Below are 20,897 nucleotides of genomic sequence, written 5' to 3'. Positions count from 1 at the left end.
CATGCTGGTGCTGGCCGGCCAGACGTTGCGGAGCCGCACGTCCGCGTTCTTCGGCTCCTTCGTCGCGCTCGTGCTGGGCTCGGCGATGCTGATGGGTGCGGTTTCGGTCATCACGTCGGCAGGCTCGATCGAGCTCACAGGTACGGACCGGGAAGCGCTGGACGCCGTCTCCTCCATCCTCGGCTTCGTGGCTGGACTCGCCGCGTTCCTTTCGATCTTTATCGTGGCAAGCACGTTCGCGTTCGCCGTCGCCACCCGGGCTAGGGAGTTGGCGCTGCTGCGAATGGTCGGCGCCACGCCGCGACAGGTGCGCCGATTGGTCCGGACCGAGGCCCTGCTGGTCGGTTTTCTCGGTGCCCTCGTCGGGTGCCTGCTTGGACTGCTGCTCGGGGCCGGACTCGCAGGCCTGCTGGTACTGGCCGGTGTGGCGCCGGAGGGGTTCGAGCTGCAGCTTTCCGGGCCGACAATATACGTCGCGCTGCCGGTGGCCTTCGTGACCGGATTGCTGGTTACCTGGTTCGGTGCCGGATCGGCGGCACGGCGAGCGAGCAAAATCAGGCCGCTGGCCGCGCTGCGTGAAGCCGACGTCGATACGCGGGTGATGACCGGCAGGCGCTGGTTCATGGGCTTGCTGTTCCTCGGTGTTGGCCTCGCCGGGATCGTCATCCTGCCGAGCCTCGACGGCGACGTGCAGATCCCGATCGCGGTGTTCCTGGCCGAGCCCTTCGTCATCGCGGCCGTGTTGCTGTCACCCCTGTTTGTCGGCAGGCTTTGCTCGTTGTTCACGAGTAAAGCCTCGGCGATCGGCATGCTGGCACGAGCGAACCTGCGCACCGGTGTTCGCCGGGCGTCCTCGACGTCCGCACCGGTCGTGCTCGCCATCGGCATCTGCGGCTCGTTGCTCGGCGTGTCGCTGGTGATGTCCGCTGCGACCGAGACCAGCATTCGTGAGTTGTATACCAGTGATTTCGTGATCACCGGGAACGTGGACGATGCGGAGTCCACGGCTCGTCAGGCGCCGGGGGCGGACGGCGTGACCACGATCGGCGAGGCCCGGGTTCGCACCGTGGCCGCGGGCGGCGCATGGGATCAGCCGGTGGAGGCCACTGTGGTCGATCCTGAATCCATGCAGACCGCCCTTCGGCTGACCGGCATCTCCGGTTCGCCCGATCGGTTGCACGGCGCCGCGGTGATGATCGGCCGGAGCCTGGCCGGGTCCATGGGTTGGGAGCTGGGCGGCGAGTACTCGATGCGGATACCAGGTGGTGGCTCTGAGCAGGTTCGCGTCGTTGCCACTTACCAGGACAACGCGCTGATCCAGTCACTGCTGGTGCCAAGGAATTTCCTTCCGGCCGAAACCGCGACGGTTCACGTGTCGGCGTCGGGGGAGACAACCCAGGCGCGAGAACACGTGGCCGAACGGTTGCCGGGATCGACCGTGACAGCCACTGAGGACTGGGTCGAACCGCTGATCAAGGACCAAAGCGGGGGAATGCGGGCAGGATCGTGGCTGCTCGCCGGTTTTGCGTTGATCTACACGCTGCTGGCGATCGCCAACACGACCGCGATCGCCTTTCGGTCGCGCCGCCACGAGTTCACCTCCCTGCGCCTTGTCGGTGCGAGTTCCGGTCAACTGCGGGAGATGGTGCGCGGCGAGTCGCTCGCACTCGGCCTGGCGGGAGCCGTGCTGGGCGGCGGGATCGCCTTTGGTACGTCCCTGGCGGCATGGTTCGCGTTGCGAACGAGTGTGCCCGGTACGCCACTGGTGCTGCCGGTCCTGGAGGTTCTTGTGCTGGTCGTCTGCTGCCTCGGGATGCTGACCGCTGTTTCGATCGCGGCCGTCCGTAGAATTTGAGGCCGCCGTGAAACCGACGTTCAGGTGATCGGTCGTTCCGTCGTCGCGTTCTGCGGCGGTGCGGGACCTGCCCCGGCGGTTCATTGACTCATTGTTCTACCGTTCCACGCGGGAACATCAGCTGAACCTTTGACGACCATGTGGTGATCCAGATGACGCGGGCGGCAAAACCGTTGCCGAACGCGAAGTACCGTACGACGCATTAGTCCAGCTGCCGTTGTAGTTCGGCTGACTGGTCGACGGGAAGTACGCATCGATGCAACCGGTCTTGAACGAAATTGTATGTCGCGCAACAGAGACTCACCACCTGGATGTGGTCCCCACCGTACACGGAACCAGCGGCCGCCGCCGGGAATCGACGGACTTGTTCTCCGCTGCCGGATTGGGCCGGTCAGCACGATCGGTACGGTGCCGCTGCGGTCAACCCACCGCGGAGCACCAACAAACCGCTGTGCTGCGGCGAAAGGAGCAGCTGCCACTCGTCTGCCGCCGCTCGGGCCGGCGCATCACCCACGCAAAGATCCGGATCAGCTGCGACTTTCATGCCTAGGTGAAACCTGTTGCCCACGGTTGAAGCGAGTCGACAAGATCTGGACCAGTGTGATTGTTTCTACCTGACTGGTATAGGTACCACATGCCGTCAACGCACTGAGTCTTACCGAATTTGCGAACTTGGGGGTATATTGACGTGCGGCATCGCGGAAGTGCGGGCCATTTAGACGTTTTGGCTCGTACATATGGGGTAACTGGCGCCCAACTGGTTGTGCGGCGAATGGGCGAAGCTCTCACAGCGGAGACCGGAGTGGAAGAGGTGGGTACCACTCGGACGGTCTCCGCCCACTCGAGATTCCCCTTCGGTTCGCTCACGAAGCTCTTCACCGCCACGGTCATCATGCAATTGTCGGCCGACGGTGATATCGATCTTGATGCCCCGCTCGCCGGGTACCTGCCGGAACTGGGCACGGTGGCCTGGCGTAGCGCGACCGCGCGGCAGTTACTCAGTCACAGCGCGGGCCTGGTGGCCGACCACGAGGTGGCGAGCAGATCCGTCTCGCCACGTCGCTACGTGCTCAGTTGTATCCGTGAACCGCCGCTGACGACGCCCGGGACTGCCTTCTCCTACTCCAACGCCGGCTACGTTGTGCTTGGTCACCTGATCGAGTCGGTGACCGGCTACTGCTGGCGTGAAGCGGTGGAGTCCTTTCTCGCGGGTCCGCTCGGCCTGCGTCTGTCCTATGCGGATGATCTTGTCGGCTGGACCTCGGTCCGTGCGCACGCGGTCGAGGGAGACGACGCTGTCCCATTGGAAGCCGAACTGCCTGCGGGTTGGCTACCTGCGGGTGGAATCGCGGGATCCGCGCTCGACCTGGCCGCGTTGGCGCGGTTGCTCATGGACGATGGGGCGCCCACAGGAGTGCTGGACACCCGTGTCGCGACCGAGATGCGCCAAGGCGTCCCAGGGCTGGAACCGTTCGGCCTGGCCGAGGGCTGGGGGGCCGGGCTCGCGCTGTACGGCGACGGCTGGGTCGGGCACGACGGCAACCTGGACGGAGTTTCCGCCAACCTCCGGTTTCACCCGGAGACCGGGGCGATCGTGGCCCTGACAACGAATGCCAGCAGCGGTACCGCTCTGTGGGAGGACTTGTGGGCCCGGCTGCGGCCGGCCGCTGTGACCGAGCCAGCACCGATCAGGCGACGAGTGGTCCCCGACTTGTCCGCGTATCTGGCGAACGACTACCGCAACGGCGGCACGCGCTTCGAAGTACACCGGGGAGGTTTCGGTGAACTGCGCTTGCGTGACGACAGCGGGTTCACGGCCAGGCTCCTGCCATCACACAAGGACGTGTTCACCGTGCACTGCTCGTCCGCCGAAATGCCTACGCAACTGTGCAGGTTCCTGCGAGATGAATGGGGAGGGGTAACTGCGCTGCAGTTCAGCGGGCGGTTGGCTGTGCGCCCCAAAATCCGCCAGTTGGCAGGATAGAGCGACGGCGTATAACTTGATCTGGGGGCGGCATGCAGCGTATTCATTTTTCGATCGAGGACCTGGCAAGGGTACAAGTAGGGAATTCACTTGGCGCTGTAGCGGAGACCATATTTGCGATCAGCCTGTTCGATCAGGCTAGAACGACGTCATTCAGTACGTGGCGCAGTCAAGTTCGTAATCAGTTGCGAAGATCGCCGACCATGGCGAAGCTGGAAGCGTCACGGACGACTCGGTTACCCGATCTGGTCTGGATGTTGAAGCGCTCGAACGCCGTCGGCGAGGGTGCGGATCTGGTCCAGGACTTCTTCCAGGTCGCCATCGCGCCGTACTGGCAACGTATGCAGGGCCTGCTGGACGCGGAACGGGATGCGCGGAGCCGGATCGTGGCAACCGGGGGCGTCGAATTGCTGTTCAGCACGTTGGGCCCCAAGGCGCGGTGGCGTGCACCAGTGCTGGAGATCGCCAGCGAACTCTCGGGCGACGTGTACCTCAACGGTCGTGGTCTGCTGTTGGCGCCGTCCCTGTTCGTGGCCGATCGCGGTGTCGTGCTGATCGAACCCGAGCGCGAGTCAGGTCGTTCGGTGCTGGTCTTCGCCGCGCCGCTGGACCGGGCCGCGGGCGCGCTGCTGTGGGGGATGCCGCAGGCAAACGACCAAGCGCTGGCCGCGCTGGTCGGCCGGACGAGAGCCGCCGGGCTCCAGGCGCTCACGGATGCGTGCACCACGGGTGAGTTGGCGAACCGGCTGGGAATTTCGGTGGCCGGGGCCAGTCAGCACGCCGCCGTTCTACGAGAAGCCGGCTTGATCACCACCCGGCGAAATCGCAATGCGGTACTGCATACTGTGACGCCGCTTGGCTCTGCGTTACTGGCCGGCAGATTGTCGTCAATGGCGAGCTGATGCTTGTGTGGCTTTCGCGAAACGCGTGTTTCGACGACGACTAAAAGGAGTGGCGTCGATCACCGCGGAGAGACAAGCTGATAATCGCACTACTCGATCGAAGGACGCTGAATCGTTCGACTATCGGCAGGGAGGTGGCGACAGATATGGCGGAGATCGAAACGCCTGGCCTACGTCGAATTTCTATTTTTGACACCACGTTGCGTGACGGCGAGCAGGCCCCGGGAAACGGAATGCTTCCGGATCAGAAATTGCGGCTCGGGATGCTTGTCGACGGGCTGGGAGTGGACATCGTGGAGACCGGCTTCCCGGCCTCGTCGCCGAGTGACTACAAGGCGACCCAGGCGCTGTCGCACCAGTTGACCAACGCACGGTTCGCCACGTTCGTCCGGGCGGTCCGCGCGGATGTGGATGCCGCTGTGCAGGCGGGCGGTGTCGAGAAACACCAGATTCAGGTGCTGGCGACCGGCAGCGACATCCATCTGGAGCACAAGCGCGGCGTCTCGCGTGCGGATGGCGAGCACGAGATGGCCGATACCATCAAGTTCGCGCGCAGCCTCGGTGTCACGGACATCTCGGTCGCCGTCGAGGACGCCACGCGCGGTGCGGACGATCTGCTGCACAGTCTCATCGACACCGTGCTGGAAGCCGGCGCGACGACGATCGCCATCGGCGACACGTGTGGCTGCCTGCTCCCGGACGAGTTCGGCGCGCTCATCGCGAAGGTTCGCGAGTGGGCTCCCCGCCCGACCGTGGTAGCCACCCACTGCCACGACGACCTCGGACTCGCTGTGGCCAACTCACTGGCCGGGGTGATGGCCGGGGCCGATGAGGTGCAGGCCACCCTTGGCGGGATCGGCGAACGGGCGGGCAACGCATCTCTCGAAGAGATCGTCGCGGCGCTGATATACAAGGGAAAGTCGCTGGGGGTGTACACGACTGTCCGGCCGGATCTGCTGTACCCCGCATACCAGGTGCTGGCCGAGGCGATCGGGCTGCCACCGTTGCGGAACAAGGCCGTGGTCGGTGTGAACTCGTTCGCCACGCAGGCCGGGATCCACCAGGCGGGAATCCTGCGGAACCCCGCCACATACGAGTACCTCGAGCCCGAGGTGTTCGGTCGTCAACGGCAGCTGATGGTCGGCAGGCACTCGGGCCGGGCGATCATCCGGTACCTGCTCGACCAACTTGGCGCCTCGGACGAGGGCGCGCTGGTCGACCAGATGTACGAGGAGTACGTGTCGGGCCGCGAAGGCGGTGAGTGCTACGACCTGGACACGGTGAAAGCACTGATGCGCGAACGGCTGGAAGGCAAGGACGAAGCGGCGGCGCTACGGTGACCGGTGCGCTGACGCTCGCGGAGAAACTCTGGGAGAGCCACGTCATCCAACGTGGCGAAGACCAACCCGACCTGCTCTACGTCGACCTGCATCTGGTGCACGAAGCCACGTCGTCACAGGCGTTCGACGGTATCCGGACCGCTTCGCGCCGGGTGCGTCGTCCCGATCTGACACTGGCGGTCGAGGACCACAACGTGCCGACGGACTCGCTGACCATCCGGGACCCGGTGAGCAACATGCAGGTGGGCATGCTGCGTCGAAATTGTGCCGACCACGGCATCCGCCTGTTCCAGCACGGCGAGCCGCAGCAAGGCATCGTGCACGTCGTCGGGCCAGAGATCGGGGCCGTACAGCCGGGCATGACCGTCCTGTGTGGAGATAGCCACACCTCGACACACGGAGCCTTCGGCGCACTCGCGTTCGGCGTCGGTACCAGCGATGTCGAGCACGTGCTGGCCACGCAGACACTGGAGATCAGCCAGTTCGGCACGATGCTCGTGGAGTTCGTCGGTGAGCTGCCCGCCGGGGTCGGCGCCAAGGACCTGGCGCTGGCGATGATCGCGCAGATCGGAACCAGCGGCGGGCAGGGCCACGTCATCGAGTACCGCGGGCCGGCAGTCAGTGCCCTGTCGATGGAAGCCCGGATGACGTTGTGCAACATGAGCGTCGAAGCGGGTGCCCGCGCCGGGTTGATCGCGCCGGACGAGGTCACCATGGCCTACCTCGAGGGGAGGGAGCACGCGCCCGTCGGGTCCGGGTGGCAGGACGCGGTCGAGTACTGGAAGACGCTGCGCACCGACGAGAACGCGGTGTTCGACCGGGTGGTCACCGTGGATGTCAGTGAGCTGGCGCCATTCGTCACCTGGGGGACGAACCCGAGCGAGGCCGTGCCGCTGAGCGGAGTGGTGCCCGACCCGGAGACGATGACCGACCCGGAACGCGAGGCAGCGGCTCGGCGTTCGCTCGACTACATGGGACTGGCGCCGGGAACCCCGATGCGGGACCTTGACATAGACGTGGTGTTCGTCGGGTCCTGCACCAACGGCCGGATCCAGGACCTGCGTGCGGCCGCCGAGGTACTGCGCGGTCGGCGGGTCGCCGCAGGTGTGCAGATGCTGGTCGTACCCGGATCGATGGCCGTGCGTGAACAGGCCGAGGCAGAGGGGCTGGCCGAGGTGTTCAACGGGGCCGGGGCCCAGTGGCGGTTACCGGGCTGCTCGATGTGTCTCGGCATGAACTCCGATCGTCTACGCGGCAACGAACGCTGCGCATCCACATCCAACCGGAACTATCAAGGCCGGCAAGGGCCGACCGCTCGTACCCACCTGGTGTCGCCGGCCGTCGCGGCCGCGACAGCGGTGACCGGGCGGCTCGCGTCGCCTGCCGAACTGACGTAACACCGCTTGGAGGAACGTCGAATGGATCCGATAACCGTCCACAGCGGACGGACTGTCGTGCTACGTCGAAGCGACGTGGACACCGATCAGATCATCCCGGCCGATTACTGCCGGTTGCCCGGCCGTACCGGGTTCGCCAAGGGCCTGTTCGCCAGGTGGCGGGCGGCCGATCCCGGCTTCGTCCTCAACGACCCGTCCGTCTTGGACGCAACGGTGCTGCTGGCCGGTCCGAGGTTCGGCACGGGCAGTTCGCGCGAGCACGCCGTGTGGGCGCTGCAGGAGTGGGGATTCTCGGTCGTGATCGCACCGAGCTTCGGCGACATCTTCACGCGCAACGCCTTGAAGAACGGTTTGCTCGTGGTCCGGTTGCCACTCGACGTCGTCGATGAGCTGATGGCGGCGGCCGAAGCAGACCCCGGGCGCAAGGTGACGGTCGACCTGGTCGACTGCCGGGTGAGCTCTGCCAGTTCCAGCTGGGATTTCGAGATCGAGAAGCGCGCCCGGTATCTGTTGCTGCACGGATACGACGGCATCGAGATGACGTTGCGCGACGCCGCGGAGGTCGCCGCGCACGAGAGCCGCCGACCGTACTGGCTGCCCCGCATGGTCGGGGAGCCCGCCGCCGACCGGCGAGTGGTCACCGGGTCAGTCTCCTCATGATCCCTGCGGACCGGACGCGGTATCTGCCCGCCGGTGGCTTGGCTGCGCTGCTCGGGGCCGGGCGCGAGTACGGGGCGGTCGACCTGGCCGTCGGTACGCCCGGTTGGCCGGTGCCGGCCCCCGACCTCATCGAACAGGCCTGCGTCGCGCTGCGCACCGGGAACAACCAGTACGAGAATCCGGCTGGCAATCTGGAACTGCGCGAGCAACTGGCCGGCGTGCTGGCCGACGCGGGTGACCCGGCCGATCCCGCGACCGAGCTGACCATCACGGTCGGTGGCAGTGAGGGACTCTGCGTGGCCTTCCTGTCCGTCGTCGACCCTGGCGACGAGGTGATCGTGCTGGAGCCGAGCTACGAGAACTTCCTCGGCGGCATCGCACTCGCCGGTGGGCGACCCCGGTACGTCCGGGTCGGTGCGGACTGGCGGATCGACCCGGATGTGCTGGCAGCCGCATTCGGTTCCCGGACCAGGGCGATCGTGCTCAACACGCCGAACAATCCGACCGGCCACGTGCTGAGCCGCGAGGAACTGGGTGTGGTGGCCCGGCTGTGCGAACGCTGGGACACCACCGTGATCAGCGACGAGGTCTACTCGACGTACGTCTTCGACGGCCGCGAGCATATCTCGGTAGCGGATGACCCGGCCTTGCGCGCCCGCAGCATCGTGATCGGCAGTCTCTCCAAGAGCCACGCGATCAGTGGCTGGCGGATGGGTTTCCTACGGGCCAACGCGGCCATCACCGAGGTCCTGCGCCAAGTCCACATCGCGACGACCGCAGGCGGAGCGGGGCCGCTCCAGCGGGCAGTGGCCGAGGCCGGGGTGCTCCGGTCCGGCGATTGGAATCCGGCCGCGCAGATGCAACGTAACCGGGACCGGGTCGTGGCGATGTTCTCGCGGCTAGGACTGCGGTGCTCGGTACCGGAAGGCGGCTGTTACGTCATGGCCGATATCCGCCCGTTCACCGACCAGACCTCGGACAAGTTCGCGCACCGCCTGCTAGTGCACGGAGGTGTCGTGGTCGCTCCTGGCCAGTTCTTCTTCGGCGCCGGAGTTGGTGGCGATGACTTCATCCGGATCGCGTTCAACCGTCCTGATGACACCCTCGACGAAGCCGAACGCCGGTTGACGCGGTTCGGTCAGGGGGTGGAATGACCACTGTCGCGGTAGTGCCCGGAGACGGTGTGGGGCCCGAGGTCATCGACCAGGCCCTGCGGGTGCTCGACTCGTTGGGGCTCGGACTGAGTTTCGATGTGCTCGACCAGATCAACGCCGAGCGGTTCCGGCGAACCGGGGTGGCGATGAGCCATGAGGAGATGGTGCGGATCAGCTCTGCCCGCCGCGTTCTGCTCGGCGCGATCGGCGACCCGCGCGTTCAGCAGACTGGCTACGCGCGAAACGTTCTGCTGCGCCTGCGGTTCGAGCTCGACCTGTACGTCAATCACCGGCCCGCGGTTTTGCTGGACGACCGGTTGAGCCCCTTGCGCGACCCGGCGCGGCGGTCGATCGACTGTGTCGTCGTCCGGGAGAACACCGAGGGAGCGTATATCGGTTCCGGGGGAGTGCTGCGTTCCGGCACACCGCAGGAGATCGCCATCGACAACGACATCAGCACGCGACACGGCGTGTCCAGGGTGCTGGGTTATGCGTTCTCGGTCGCCCGCCGATCCGTGTGCATGGTGGACAAATCGAACGCCGTGCCGTTCGGGGGTGGACTCTGGCAGCAATGCTGGGCCGACGCCAGGTCCGCACATCCCGGGCTCGCGTCCTCTCACCTCTATGTCGACGCCGCGGCGATGAAACTCATTCAGGACCCGACCGCGTTCGACGTCATCGTCACCAACAACTCGTACGGCGACATCCTCAGCGACGTGACCTCGCAACTGGCCGGCGGCCTTGGCACGGCGGCGTCGGCCAACCTCAATCCGGAGCAAGGCGTCGGCCTCTTCGAACCGGTGCACGGAAGCGCGCCCGACATCGCGGGCCAGGGCATCGCGAATCCGGTGGGTGCGGTGCTTTCCGCCGCACTAATGCTGGACCACCTCGGCCGCGGCGCCGAGGGAGACGCCCTCCGTGGCGCGGTACGCAAGGCGGTCTCGGCCAGGCGATGCACTCCGGATCTGGGCGGGCAGCTGGGCACCGAAGACGCAGGCGCAGCGATCGCGGCGGAGGTTCAATGACGGAGAAGCAGAACATCGATCTCGGCGATGCGGACCTCTACCTGACGGAGGCCCGCTTCGACATGTGGCGGGAGTGGGCCGGCCGGGACGCGATCGTGTGGAGTGAACCCGGCACGGCGCCGAGCGGATTCTGGTCGGTGTTCTCCTACGAGGACTGCCAGCAGGTGCTCGCACCGACGGCGCCGTTCAGCTCCGAGTACGGAATGATGATCGGCTTTGACGCATGGCACCCGGATCGAGCCGGTGGGCGCATGGTCGTGGTCACTGACGGCGACTGGCACGCGCACCTGCGCAAGATCATCGGCCCGTTCCTGTCCAGGCAGAAGGCGAGCGAGCTGGAGTCGTTTGCCCGCAAGGAGATCACCACCCTGCTGGAGACCGTCGTCGACCGCGGTTCGGACGTGGCCGCGCACCTGGCGCCCGCGTTGCCGGCGAGTGTGGTGTGCGAGATCCTCGGCGTACCGGTCGAGGACAGGCAGCGGCTGATCGAGCTGACCAACCACGCATTCGGCGGCGCGGACAGTGCGTTCGACAAGATGTCGCCGGACGAGGCGCACTCGGAGATCCTGTTCTACTGCCACGGGCTGATCGAGCGACGACGCGCCGATCCCGGTGACGACCTGGTCAGCGTCATGTTGCGCGACGCGCGGATGGACGCTAGCGAGGTCCTGATCAACTGCGACAATGTGCTGATCGGTGGCAACGAGACCACCCGGCACTCGATCGCCGGAATGTTCCACGCCCTCAGCACCCGGCCGGATTTTCTCGACGAGTTGCGCACCGACCCCGGGCGGGCGCACATCGCCGCCGAGGAAGTGATTCGCTGGACCTCGCCGGCGATGCACGTGCTGCGAACGGCCACCGAGGACGTGACGGTCAGGGGTCAGCTGATCCCCAAGGGAATGCCGGTCGTGGCATGGCTTCCCGCGGCCAATCGGGACCCTCGGGTGTTCGGCGATCCGGACAGCTTCATCCCGGACCGGCGGCCAAACAAGCATCTCGGGTTCGGCTACGGGCCGCACCACTGTCTCGGCGCGGCGCTCGCCCGCCTGGAGATCTGCGCTCTGCTGGAAGTACTGGCAGGGCGGGCCAGTGGTGTGACGCTGGCCGCGCCACCTCTGCCCCAGCGGTCCAACCTCGTGCAGGGCTACCGGAAGTTGCTGGTGGACGTCGACTGGCGGACATCGTCCGAATGGTGAACTTGGGGGTTTGAAGAACGATGCGGGAATCGACCGCTGGCGACAATCAGCTCGGCTGCTTTGCCGATCTCTTCGAAAGCCAGGTAACCCAGACACCGAACGCGACCGCGGTGCTGAGCGGCGACGACGCTCTCAGTTACGCGGAGCTCAACGCGCGTGCCAACCAGTTGGCGGACCTGTTGATCGAGCAGGGCGTCAACCGGTCCGACATCGTCGCACTGGTGCTGCCGAAGTCGGTAGACGCCGTCGTGGCGACACTGGCCGTGGCCAAGACCGGCGCTGCGTTCCTGCCGGTCGACCCGAACTACCCGGCCGACCGGATCACGTTCATGCTCAAGGACGCCAAGCCGGCGCGAGTCGTCACGGCCACCGACGTGGCGGGCAGGCTGCCGCGTGGCGGGAAACGGATCCTGCTGGACCACCCGGATACCTTGCTCGAATCGCGGGACACCGCGGACCCGGAGATCGGCCGGGAACTGTCCGGGGTCGCGTACGTCATCTACACCTCCGGCTCCTCCGGCACCCCCAAGGGTGTACTCGTCACCAACTCGGGCATCGCGAGCCTGGTGCGCAGCCAGGTCGAGCGACTCGGCGCCGGGCCAGGCTGCCGTGTGCTCCAGTTCGCCCCGCTGAGCTTCGACGCCTCGGTGTGGGAACTGTGCATGGGGCTGCTGACCGGGGCGACTCTGGTCGTCGCGTCCGCTGACGAGGTGCAGCCGGGTGCACCGCTGGTGGACCTGGTGGCGCGGCACGACGTCACCCATCTGACCCTGCCGCCGTCGGCGCTGGCGGTGGTGCCCAGCGGCGGGCTGGAGCAGGTCCGGGTGCTCGTGGTCGCCGGTGAGGCGGTCACGCCCGGTCTGGCCGGGCAGTGGTCCCGTGGCCGCACGCTCATCAACGCCTACGGCCCGACCGAGACAACGGTATGCGCCACGATGAGCCCGCCGCTGTCCGGTGCCGGGGACGTGCCGATCGGATCGGCCATCAACGGCGCTCGCGTCTACGTGCTCGACGACGAGCTTGGCCCGGTCTCGCCAGGAGAGCAGGGGGAGCTGTACGTCGCCGGCGCCGGACTGGCGAAGGGCTACCTGAACCGGCCGGAGCTGACCGCGGAACGTTTCGTCCAGGCGCCGTTCGATCCGGCTGAGCGGCTTTACCGGACCGGCGACCTCGTCTCCGAGCGAGCGGATGGGTTGCTGGATTTCCATGGCCGGATCGACGACCAGGTCAAGGTCCGTGGCTTCCGGATCGAACCAGGGGAGATCGAGGCCGCATTGAGCCTGCACCCCGGCGTGGCCCAGTCCGTGGTCGTCGTCCGGGACAGCAGGCTCGTGGCCTACGTCGTGCCGACGAAGACCGCGACCCGTGGCTCGGAACTGCAGCGGGCGTTGTCCCGCAGGCTTCCCGAGCACATGGTGCCGTCCCGGTTCGTTGTGGTCGACGCGTTGCCGTTGAGCTCCAGTGGAAAGGTGGATCGCGACGCGCTCCCGGACCCGGATGCGGCCGCGTCGGCCGGTTACGTGGCACCGCGCAACGACCCCGAGCAGGTGATCGCCGGGATCTGGCAGGAGGTGCTGCGGCTCGACCGGGTGGGTATCGAGGACAACTTCTTCGAGATCGGTGGCGACTCGCTGCTGAACATCCAGGCGGTGTCCCGGATGCGTACCGCCCTCGGCGTCGATGTGTCGCCGCGTGCGGTGTTCGACAACCCGACCGTGGCCGCGCTGGCCTCGACCCTCCAGATCGAGCCCGAACCGGATTCCCGGTCGACGATCCTGGTCGCGCCACGGCAGGCATCGATGCCACTGTCGTTCGCGCAGCAGCGGTTGTGGTTCATGGACGAGTTCGAGCCGGGCAGCGCCGAGTACAACGTTTCGGCCGGGCTCCGGCTGACCGGGCCGCTGGACACCGAGGCGTTGCGATCGGCGCTGGATGCCCTCGTCGCCCGGCACGAGATTCTGCGTACGACGTTCGGCTCGGTCGACGGCGTCGGCGTCCAGTTCGTCCATGCTTCCGGCGAGCCTGCCTGGGCCGTGGTCGATCTGTCCGCGGCCGAGGACCTCGAGACGTCGTTGACCGGTTTGGTGCAGGCCGAGATGCAACGCCCGTTCGACCTGCGAGTCGGACCGCTCGTGCGGGCGATGCTCATCCGGGCTGCCGAGCAGGATCACGTTCTCGTGCTGACGCTGCACCACATCGTGACCGACCGCTGGTCCATGAACGTGCTCACCCGCGAGCTGATCACGCTGTATCAGGACACGGCCGAGAACGCGGCGGCCGATCTGCCGGAACTGCCCGTGCACTACGTGGACTACGCGGTGTGGCAGCGAGACCAGTGGACCGACGACGCGCTCGCCGGCGACCTGACCTACTGGCGGGAACAACTGGCCGGAGTCGACCCACTCGAACTGCCGACCGACCGGCCGCGGCCCGCGGTGCGGACCTGGCATGGTGGCGCCGAGAGTTTCGCGCTCCCGGCCGAGGACCTGGACCGGCTGAAGGAACTCTGCGGCGACGCCGGTGTCACGCTGTTCATGACACTGGCCGCGGCGACCCAGGTGCTGCTGGCACGCTGGTCCGGATCGAACGACATCGCACTGGGCACGGTGACGTCCGGCCGGGACAGGTCCGAGCTGGAGGACCTGGTCGGGTTTTTCGTCAACACCGTCGTGCTGCGATCCCGGATCGACGAACTTCAGTCCTTCACGGAATTCGTCGGCTCGGTGAAGGAGACCGTGCTCCAGGCGTTCGCGCACCAGAACGTGCCGTTCGACGCCGTGGTGGACGAGCTCGCCCCGGAGCGGGACGCAGGCCGGACCCCGTTGGTGCAAGCGATGATGGTGCTGCACAACGCGTGGATGCAGGACACCGCGCTGCCGTCCGGTCTGCGACTGACCGAGTACGCGTTGCCCCGGTTGACGACGATGTTCGACATCACGGTCGAGTACGCCGAACGTGACGGCCGACTGCTCGGCTGGGTTGGCTACAACGTGGACCTGTTCGACAGCACCACGATCCGGCGCATGGCCGGGCACCTGGCGACCCTGCTCAAGGGCATCGCCGCCGCTCCGCGGACTCCGGTGTCGGCGTTGCCGCTGCTCGGCGAGGCCGAGTACCGCCAGGTGACCCGGGAATGGAATGACACGACCGTGTCCTACCCGGCGGACAAGTGCATTCACGAACTGTTCGCCGACCAGGCCGCCAAGTACCCGGACCGCACGGCCGTGGTGTACCAGGACGAGGAACTGTCCTACCGGGACATAGATGACCGGGCCAATCAACTGGCACACCACCTGATCTCGCTGGGCGCGGGGCAGGAACGCCCGGTCGGGCTGTGCCTGCGGCGTACCCCGGAGTTGGTCGTGGCGCTGCTGGGCATCCTCAAGGCCGGTGCCGCGTACCTGCCGCTGGACCCGGCGTATCCGACTGAACGGCTGGCGTTCGTACTCGCCGATGCCGGTGCCAACTTCGTCCTGACCGAAGAGAACCTGACCGACTTGCTGCCGGACGGCTACACCATTGTGAATCTGAGTGAGGCGCTTGCGGCCGAGCACTCCGGTGTGGACCCCAAGACCGCGGTCGCGGCAGACGACCTCGCCTGTGTGCTGTACACGTCCGGGTCGACCGGTACGCCGAAGGGTGTCGCCCTGCCGCACCGGGCCACCGTGCGCACCTTCTTCGGCACCGACTTCCTGGACTTCGGCCCGGACCACGTGATTCCGCAGTGCATGTCGATGTCCTGGGACGGCATGTCGCTCGAACTGTGGGGCGCGTTGCTGCACGGCGGCACGTCCGTGCTGTACCCCGGAGAGCAGACCGAGGTCGAGCGGCTCGCCGAGTTGATCGTCCGCCACGGTGCGACCACGCTGTGCCTGCCGCAGAGCCTGTTCAACGTCCTGGTCGACGAGTTCCCGGAAACGGTGAAACGCGTCCGGCAGGTGATCGTCGGCGGTGACGCGGCCTCCGGCAGCCACCTGGCGAAGGCCCGGCGGATCAACCCGACGCTGCGACTGGTCAATGGCTACGGCCCGGTGGAGAGCATGATCGTGGCGACCTGTCACGAGATCATCACGGACGAGCTGTCGACCGTTCCGATAGGACGCCCGGTCGCCAACACCCGCGTGTACGTCCTGGACAACCAGTTGGCACCGGTTCCGATCGGTGTCGCAGGCGAGCTGTGTATCGCGGGCGACGGGCTGGCCCGTGGCTACGTGGGTCGGCCCGAGCTGACCGAGGAGCGCTTCGTCCAGGCCCCGTTCGACACCGCCGAGCGGCTCTACCGGACCGGGGACCGGGCGCGCTGGACCGCCGACGGTGTCCTCGAGTTCCTCGGCCGCGCGGACGAGCAGGTGAAGATCCGTGGCTTCCGGGTGGAGCCGGGCGAGGTCGAGGCGGCCATCGCCGCACATCCCGGCGTGGCCGACGCCGTGGTGGTGCCCCGGGTGGACGGCGCGGTGCGCAGGCTGCTCGGCTATGTCGTCTCGGCCGGTGCCGGTGCAGGTGCACCGGATCCGGTCGAGGTGCGGGACTTCGTGCGTTCCCGGCTGCCTGAGTACATGGTGCCCGCGGCCGTCCGCGTGCTGGATGAGTTCCCGCACACGTCAAGTGGCAAAGTGGACCGGCGCGCGCTGTCGGCGATGTCCGGGCCGCTGTCCGCGGAGTCGGCCTATGTCGCGGCGCGGAGCCGGATCGAGCGGCAGTTGGCGGAGATCTGGGCGGAGGTGCTCGGCGTCGACCGCGTCGGCGTGATGGACAACTTCTTCGAACTCGGTGGCGACTCCATCCTCAGCATCCAGGTGGTCTCCAGAGCACGCCGGACCGGGCTGGTGCTGTCCTCCAAGGACATGTTCCTTCGCCAGACCATCGCCGCACTGGCACCCGTCGTCCGCACCGGGGATTTCGACGGTCCGGATACCGATGTGGCGGTCGGGCCGGTCGAGCTGACCCCGGTCCAGCGGTCGTTCTTCGAGATGTGCACGGTGACGCCATCGCACTACAACATGTCCGTGCTGCTGGATCTGGCCGACGGGGTCGACGTCGCGGCACTTCGTTCGGCGATCGAGGCCGTCGTGTCCTGGCACGACGCGCTGGAGATGCGGTTCGAGCGGACCGAGGACGGCTGGCGGCAGCACAGCTCCGGCGAACGGTCGGTGGTGATCGAGTCGGCGGAGACGCTGGACCCGGAGCGGGTGCAGGCCGGCCTCGACCTGGCGGACGGGCCGCTGGTCCGTGCCGTGCTGGTGGGTCACGACCAGTTGTTCCTCACAATCCATCACCTCGTCGTCGACGGTGTGGCGTGGCGGGTGCTCCTTTCGGATCTGACCACGGCGTACGAACAGGTGGTGGCCGGTCGCCAGGTCGACCTCGGCGTCCGCACGACCTCGTTCCGGCGCTGGGCGGGGCTGCTGGCCGAGCACGCCCGATCCGGTGGTTTCGACGACGAACGCGACTACTGGGACTCCATCGGGCCGGTGCCGGATCTGCCTCGCGACTCGACCGGAGGGAACCTGGAGTCCTCGGCGCGCCAGGTTTCGGTCCGGCTCAGCGCCGAGGACACCGACGCGTTGCTGCACAAGGTGCCCGGGGTGTACCGCACGCAGGTCAACGACCTGCTGATGGCCGCGCTGGGCCGGGTGCTGGCGCGGTGGGCCGGAAACGAGCGCGTGCTGATCGGAATGGAAGGCCACGGTCGCGAAGACCTGTTCGCCGGCACCGACCTTTCCCGCACCGTCGGCTGGTTCACGACCGTGTATCCGGTCGCGTTGACCGTCCCCACCGGGCAGGATGTCGGTGAGTCGATCAAGTCGGTCAAACAGCAGCTGCGGGACGTCCCCCGGCGCGGCATCGGTCACGGCGCGCTGCGTCACCTCACCGGCACCCCGCCCACCACCGTCCCGCCGCAGATCAGCTTCAACTACCTCGGCCGGTGGAACTCCGGATCGGACTCCCTCATTCGGGGCCGGACCTGGAACATCGGGACGGATCGCGGCCCGGGCAACCCCAGGCAGTTCCTGCTGGATGTGGTCGGCATGGTCGAACGGGACCAGCTCGAGTTCGTCTGGATCTACTCGGCCGACATCCACAATGAGGACACCGTACGGCGGCTGGGTGACGAGCTGGCCGCCGAACTGCGCCTGATCATCGAGTACTGCGGAAGGCCCGGCGCGGGCGGCTGCACGCCGTCGGACTTCCCGTTGGCCAAACTGGACCAGTCGGCAGTGGACATGGTGGCGGGCAACGGGCGAACGGTCGAGGAGATCTACCCGCTCACGCCAATCCAGTCCGGGATGCTGTTCCACTGGCTGATCAACCCCGACGCCTACCTCGGCCAGATGGCCTTCACGCTGGACGGCGTCACCGGCCCGGAGCGCCTCGGCCGCGCCTGGCAGGCCGTGATCGACCGGACGCCGATCCTGCGCACCTCCCTGGTGTGGGAAGGGTTGGCCGAGCCGTTGCAGGTCGTGCACAACCAGGTCGAGCTACCGGTGACCTACCTGGACTGGACCGGGCTGTCCGAGGAGGCCCTCGGGCATGCCGCCGAGCAGTACATGGCGGCGGACCGGGCCACCGGAATGAATCTGTCCAAGGCGCCACTGACCCGGCTGACCATCGCGCGGCTGTCCGGAAACTCCGTCTGGGTGTACTGCGCCTCCCATCACCTGTTGCTGGACGGGTGGAGCCTGTTCCAGGTCCTTGTCGAGACCTTCGCCGTGCACGCCGGCATTCCCGTGACCGAGCTGGCCGCGCGGCAGTCGTTCCGGTACTACGTCGGCTGGCTCGCCGAGCAGGATCGCGTCCAGGCGGAGGCCCACTGGCGTGACGTCCTCGCCGGCCTGGAGAGCCCGACGCCGCTGCCGTTCGACCGGGCACCCGCGGAATCCCACCGCTCCAAGGCCAACGCCAGGTCCGAGCTGGTGTTGACCACTGAGGACACGATGAAGCTGGCGGCATTCGCCCGCGGGCACCACCTGACCGTCAACACGGTCGTACAGGGAGCGTGGGCGTTGCTTCTCTCCCGGTACTCGGGCGAGCGGGACGTCTGCTTCGGTACCACCGTCGCCGGCAGGCCTGCCGGCCTGCCCGGTGCCGAGTCGATCATCGGCATCTTCATCAACACGCTCCCGGTGCGCGTCGGCGTCGACGTCGACCGTCCGGTGGTGGACTGGTTGCGGGACATACAGGCCAGGCAGGTCGAAGGCCGCGAGTACGAGTTCGTCGCGCTCGCCGACATGCAGACCTGGAGCGACATGCCCGCCGGCACAAGCCTGTTCGACAGCATCGTGGTCTTCGAGAACTATCCGGTCGACGACAATGCCGCCGCCGAGCACGGCCTGCGGTTGCGGGACCTGACAACCGTCGAGGTGGGCACCTATCCGTTGAACCTCATCGCATACGCGGGTGACGAGCTGTCGTGCACGCTGGTGTACGACGACGATCTTTTCGACGTGTCGACCATCGAACGTCTTGGCAAGCACCTGCGGACCGTGCTCGACGGCATCGTGGCCTGCGGGGACCGGCGGATCGCCGAGCTGCCCGCCGTGGATGCCGCGGAGCGCAACAAGATCACGGTGGAGTGGAACAAAACCGCGGTCAGCTATCCGCGCGACCTGTGTGTGCACCAGGTGTTCGAAGCCGAGGTCCGGCGCGATCCGGACGCACCGGCTGTCGTGTTCGGCGACACGGTGCTGACCTATCGGCAACTCGACGATCGAGCCAACCGGCTGGCGCACCACTTGATCAGCCTGGGGGTCGTTCGGGGAACCCTCGTCGGCCTGTGTGTCGAGCGTGGTGTCGAGCTGATCGTGGGAATTCTCGGTGTTCTCAAGGCAGGCGCCGCATACGTGCCGCTCGACCCGGGATACCCGGCCGACCGGTTGTCGTTCATGCTCACCGACAGCGCGGTTCCGGTCGTGCTGACGCTGGACAGGTTCGTGGGCCGCTTGCCCGACACCGGTGCGAAGCTGGTGCGCCTGAACGAGGAGTTGCCGGAGAGCCCGAGCGGGCCGCCGGACACCGGTGTCACGCCGGACGACCTGGTCTACGCGATGTACACGTCGGGCTCCACCGGAAAGCCACGTGGCGCGCGGGTCAAGCACCGGGGCGTGGTCCGGCTGGTGAAGCCCGGCGACTACTGCCCGGTGGGTAGTGGTGACGTGGTCGCGCACTGCGCCTCGATCTCGTTCGACGCCTCGACGTTCGAGGTCTGGAACGGCCTGCTCAACGGTGCGTGCCTGGCGATCCGCCCGCCCGAGATGCTTACCGTCGACAGAATTCGCGAGTTCAACTCCCGTCACGGGGTGACCAATCTGGTACTGGCGACCGGGATGTTCCACGAACTCGTCGACGCGGACGCGGACGCGTTCAGTGGCGTACGGCAGCTTGTCGTCGGCGGAGACGTGCTGTCCCCGGTGCACTGCGCGAAGCTCACCGAGCGGATGCCCGACCTGCAGGTGATCAACGTGTACGGGCCGACCGAGTGCACGTCCATCACCACGGTCCACCTCGTGGACAGCAACCCCGCGCCGGACGTCAAGCTGCCCATCGGCCGTCCGATTGCCAACACGACGGTCTACGTGCTTGACGACAACCAGGCGCTGGTTCCGGTCGGGGCACCGGGAGAGATCTACATCGGCGGGGACGGTGTGGGTGCCGGCTACATCAATCGGCCGGACCTCAATGCGGAGCGTTTCGTGCCGAACCCGTTCGTGCCCGATGACATGCTGTACCGCACGGGCGACCGGGCGCGCTGGTTGCCGGATGGCACCCTCGACTTCCTCGGCCGGGTCGACACCCAGGTCAAGATCCGCGGTTTCCGCATCGAGCCCGGCGAGATCGAGGCGTCGCTGCGGCTGCATCCGCAGGTGGGCGAGGCCGTCGTGGTCGCGCATGACGACGGCACGGGAATCCGGCGACTTACCGCGTATGTCGTGGCCGACGGACCCGAGCCGAGCACCGCGGACCTGCGCGAGCACACGCGGCGAACGTTGCCCGAGCACATGGTGCCGTCGACATTCTTGGTGCTCGGCCAGCTCCCGTTGACTCCCAACGGAAAGGTCGACCGACGGGCGTTGCCGGACCCGACCGGCCAAGTGGAGCCGACCGAGCCGTACGAGGCACCACGGACGCCGGCCGAGGAGACGTTGGCGGCCATCTGGTCGGAGCTACTGAACGTCGACGCGGTCGGCGCGCACAGCAGCTTCTTCGCTCTCGGCGGTGACTCGATCCTGTCGATCCGGGCGGTGTCCAGGGTGCGGGACGCGTTCGGTGTCGACTTGTCGCCGCGAGACCTGTTCGACCACCCGACCGTCAGTGGTCTCGCGGAAATCATCGAGGAACGGGTGCTGGCCGAACTCGAGCAGCTGGCACCGGGGGAGTGACGGA

General features: G+C 67.0%; 10 protein-coding genes. All 10 read left to right on the top strand.

Annotated elements, in window-relative coordinates; genetic code table 11:
- Position 1: 1 nt before the first annotated feature.
- The 10 genes from BM199_RS08160 to BM199_RS08115 all read left to right on the top strand — a co-directional run bounded on the left by BM199_RS08160 (position 2) and on the right by BM199_RS08115 (position 20,893).
- A complete protein-coding gene (locus tag BM199_RS08160; RefSeq protein ID WP_177242520.1) occupies positions 2-1,855 on the top strand; it encodes an FtsX-like permease family protein in 1,854 nt (617 codons plus the stop codon).
- Between the two features lie 688 nt (positions 1,856-2,543).
- Positions 2,544-3,839: a serine hydrolase domain-containing protein gene (locus BM199_RS08155; protein ID WP_281245679.1), complete on the top strand. Its 1,296-nt coding sequence runs from the start codon at positions 2,544-2,546 to the stop codon at positions 3,837-3,839.
- A gap of 32 nt (positions 3,840-3,871) precedes the next feature.
- Positions 3,872-4,741: an ArsR/SmtB family transcription factor gene (locus BM199_RS08150; protein WP_091671707.1), complete on the top strand. Its 870-nt coding sequence runs from the start codon at positions 3,872-3,874 to the stop codon at positions 4,739-4,741.
- A gap of 146 nt (positions 4,742-4,887) precedes the next feature.
- Positions 4,888-6,081, top strand: a complete 1,194-nt coding sequence (locus tag BM199_RS08145; protein ID WP_091671706.1) for a LeuA family protein — start codon at positions 4,888-4,890, stop codon at positions 6,079-6,081.
- Positions 6,078-7,478: a 3-isopropylmalate dehydratase large subunit gene (gene leuC, locus BM199_RS08140; RefSeq protein WP_091671704.1), complete on the top strand. Its 1,401-nt coding sequence runs from the start codon at positions 6,078-6,080 to the stop codon at positions 7,476-7,478. Before BM199_RS08145 ends, leuC begins: the two co-directional genes overlap by 4 nt.
- Before the next feature lie 21 nt (positions 7,479-7,499).
- Complete coding sequence (leuD, locus tag BM199_RS08135; RefSeq protein WP_091671702.1) at positions 7,500-8,138, top strand: 3-isopropylmalate dehydratase small subunit; 639 nt, start codon at positions 7,500-7,502, stop codon at positions 8,136-8,138.
- The gene (locus BM199_RS08130) at positions 8,135-9,292 is read left to right on the top strand and encodes a pyridoxal phosphate-dependent aminotransferase (RefSeq protein WP_091671700.1); all 1,158 of its coding nucleotides are present in this window, start codon (positions 8,135-8,137) and stop codon (positions 9,290-9,292) included. Before leuD ends, BM199_RS08130 begins: the two co-directional genes overlap by 4 nt.
- Positions 9,289-10,317: an isocitrate/isopropylmalate dehydrogenase family protein gene (locus BM199_RS08125; RefSeq protein ID WP_091671698.1), complete on the top strand. Its 1,029-nt coding sequence runs from the start codon at positions 9,289-9,291 to the stop codon at positions 10,315-10,317. Before BM199_RS08130 ends, BM199_RS08125 begins: the two co-directional genes overlap by 4 nt.
- A complete protein-coding gene (locus BM199_RS08120; protein WP_091671696.1) occupies positions 10,314-11,516 on the top strand; it encodes a cytochrome P450 in 1,203 nt (400 codons plus the stop codon). Before BM199_RS08125 ends, BM199_RS08120 begins: the two co-directional genes overlap by 4 nt.
- Positions 11,517-11,536: 20 nt before the next feature.
- A complete protein-coding gene (locus tag BM199_RS08115; protein ID WP_091671694.1) occupies positions 11,537-20,893 on the top strand; it encodes a non-ribosomal peptide synthetase in 9,357 nt (3,118 codons plus the stop codon).
- Positions 20,894-20,897 lie beyond the last annotated feature (4 nt).

This window comes from Amycolatopsis marina (genome assembly GCF_900111885.1).
Classification (GTDB): domain Bacteria; phylum Actinomycetota; class Actinomycetes; order Mycobacteriales; family Pseudonocardiaceae; genus Amycolatopsis; species Amycolatopsis marina.
The sequence above is the reverse complement of the archived record's forward strand: the minus strand, read 5'-3'. Positions and strand labels throughout refer to the sequence as shown.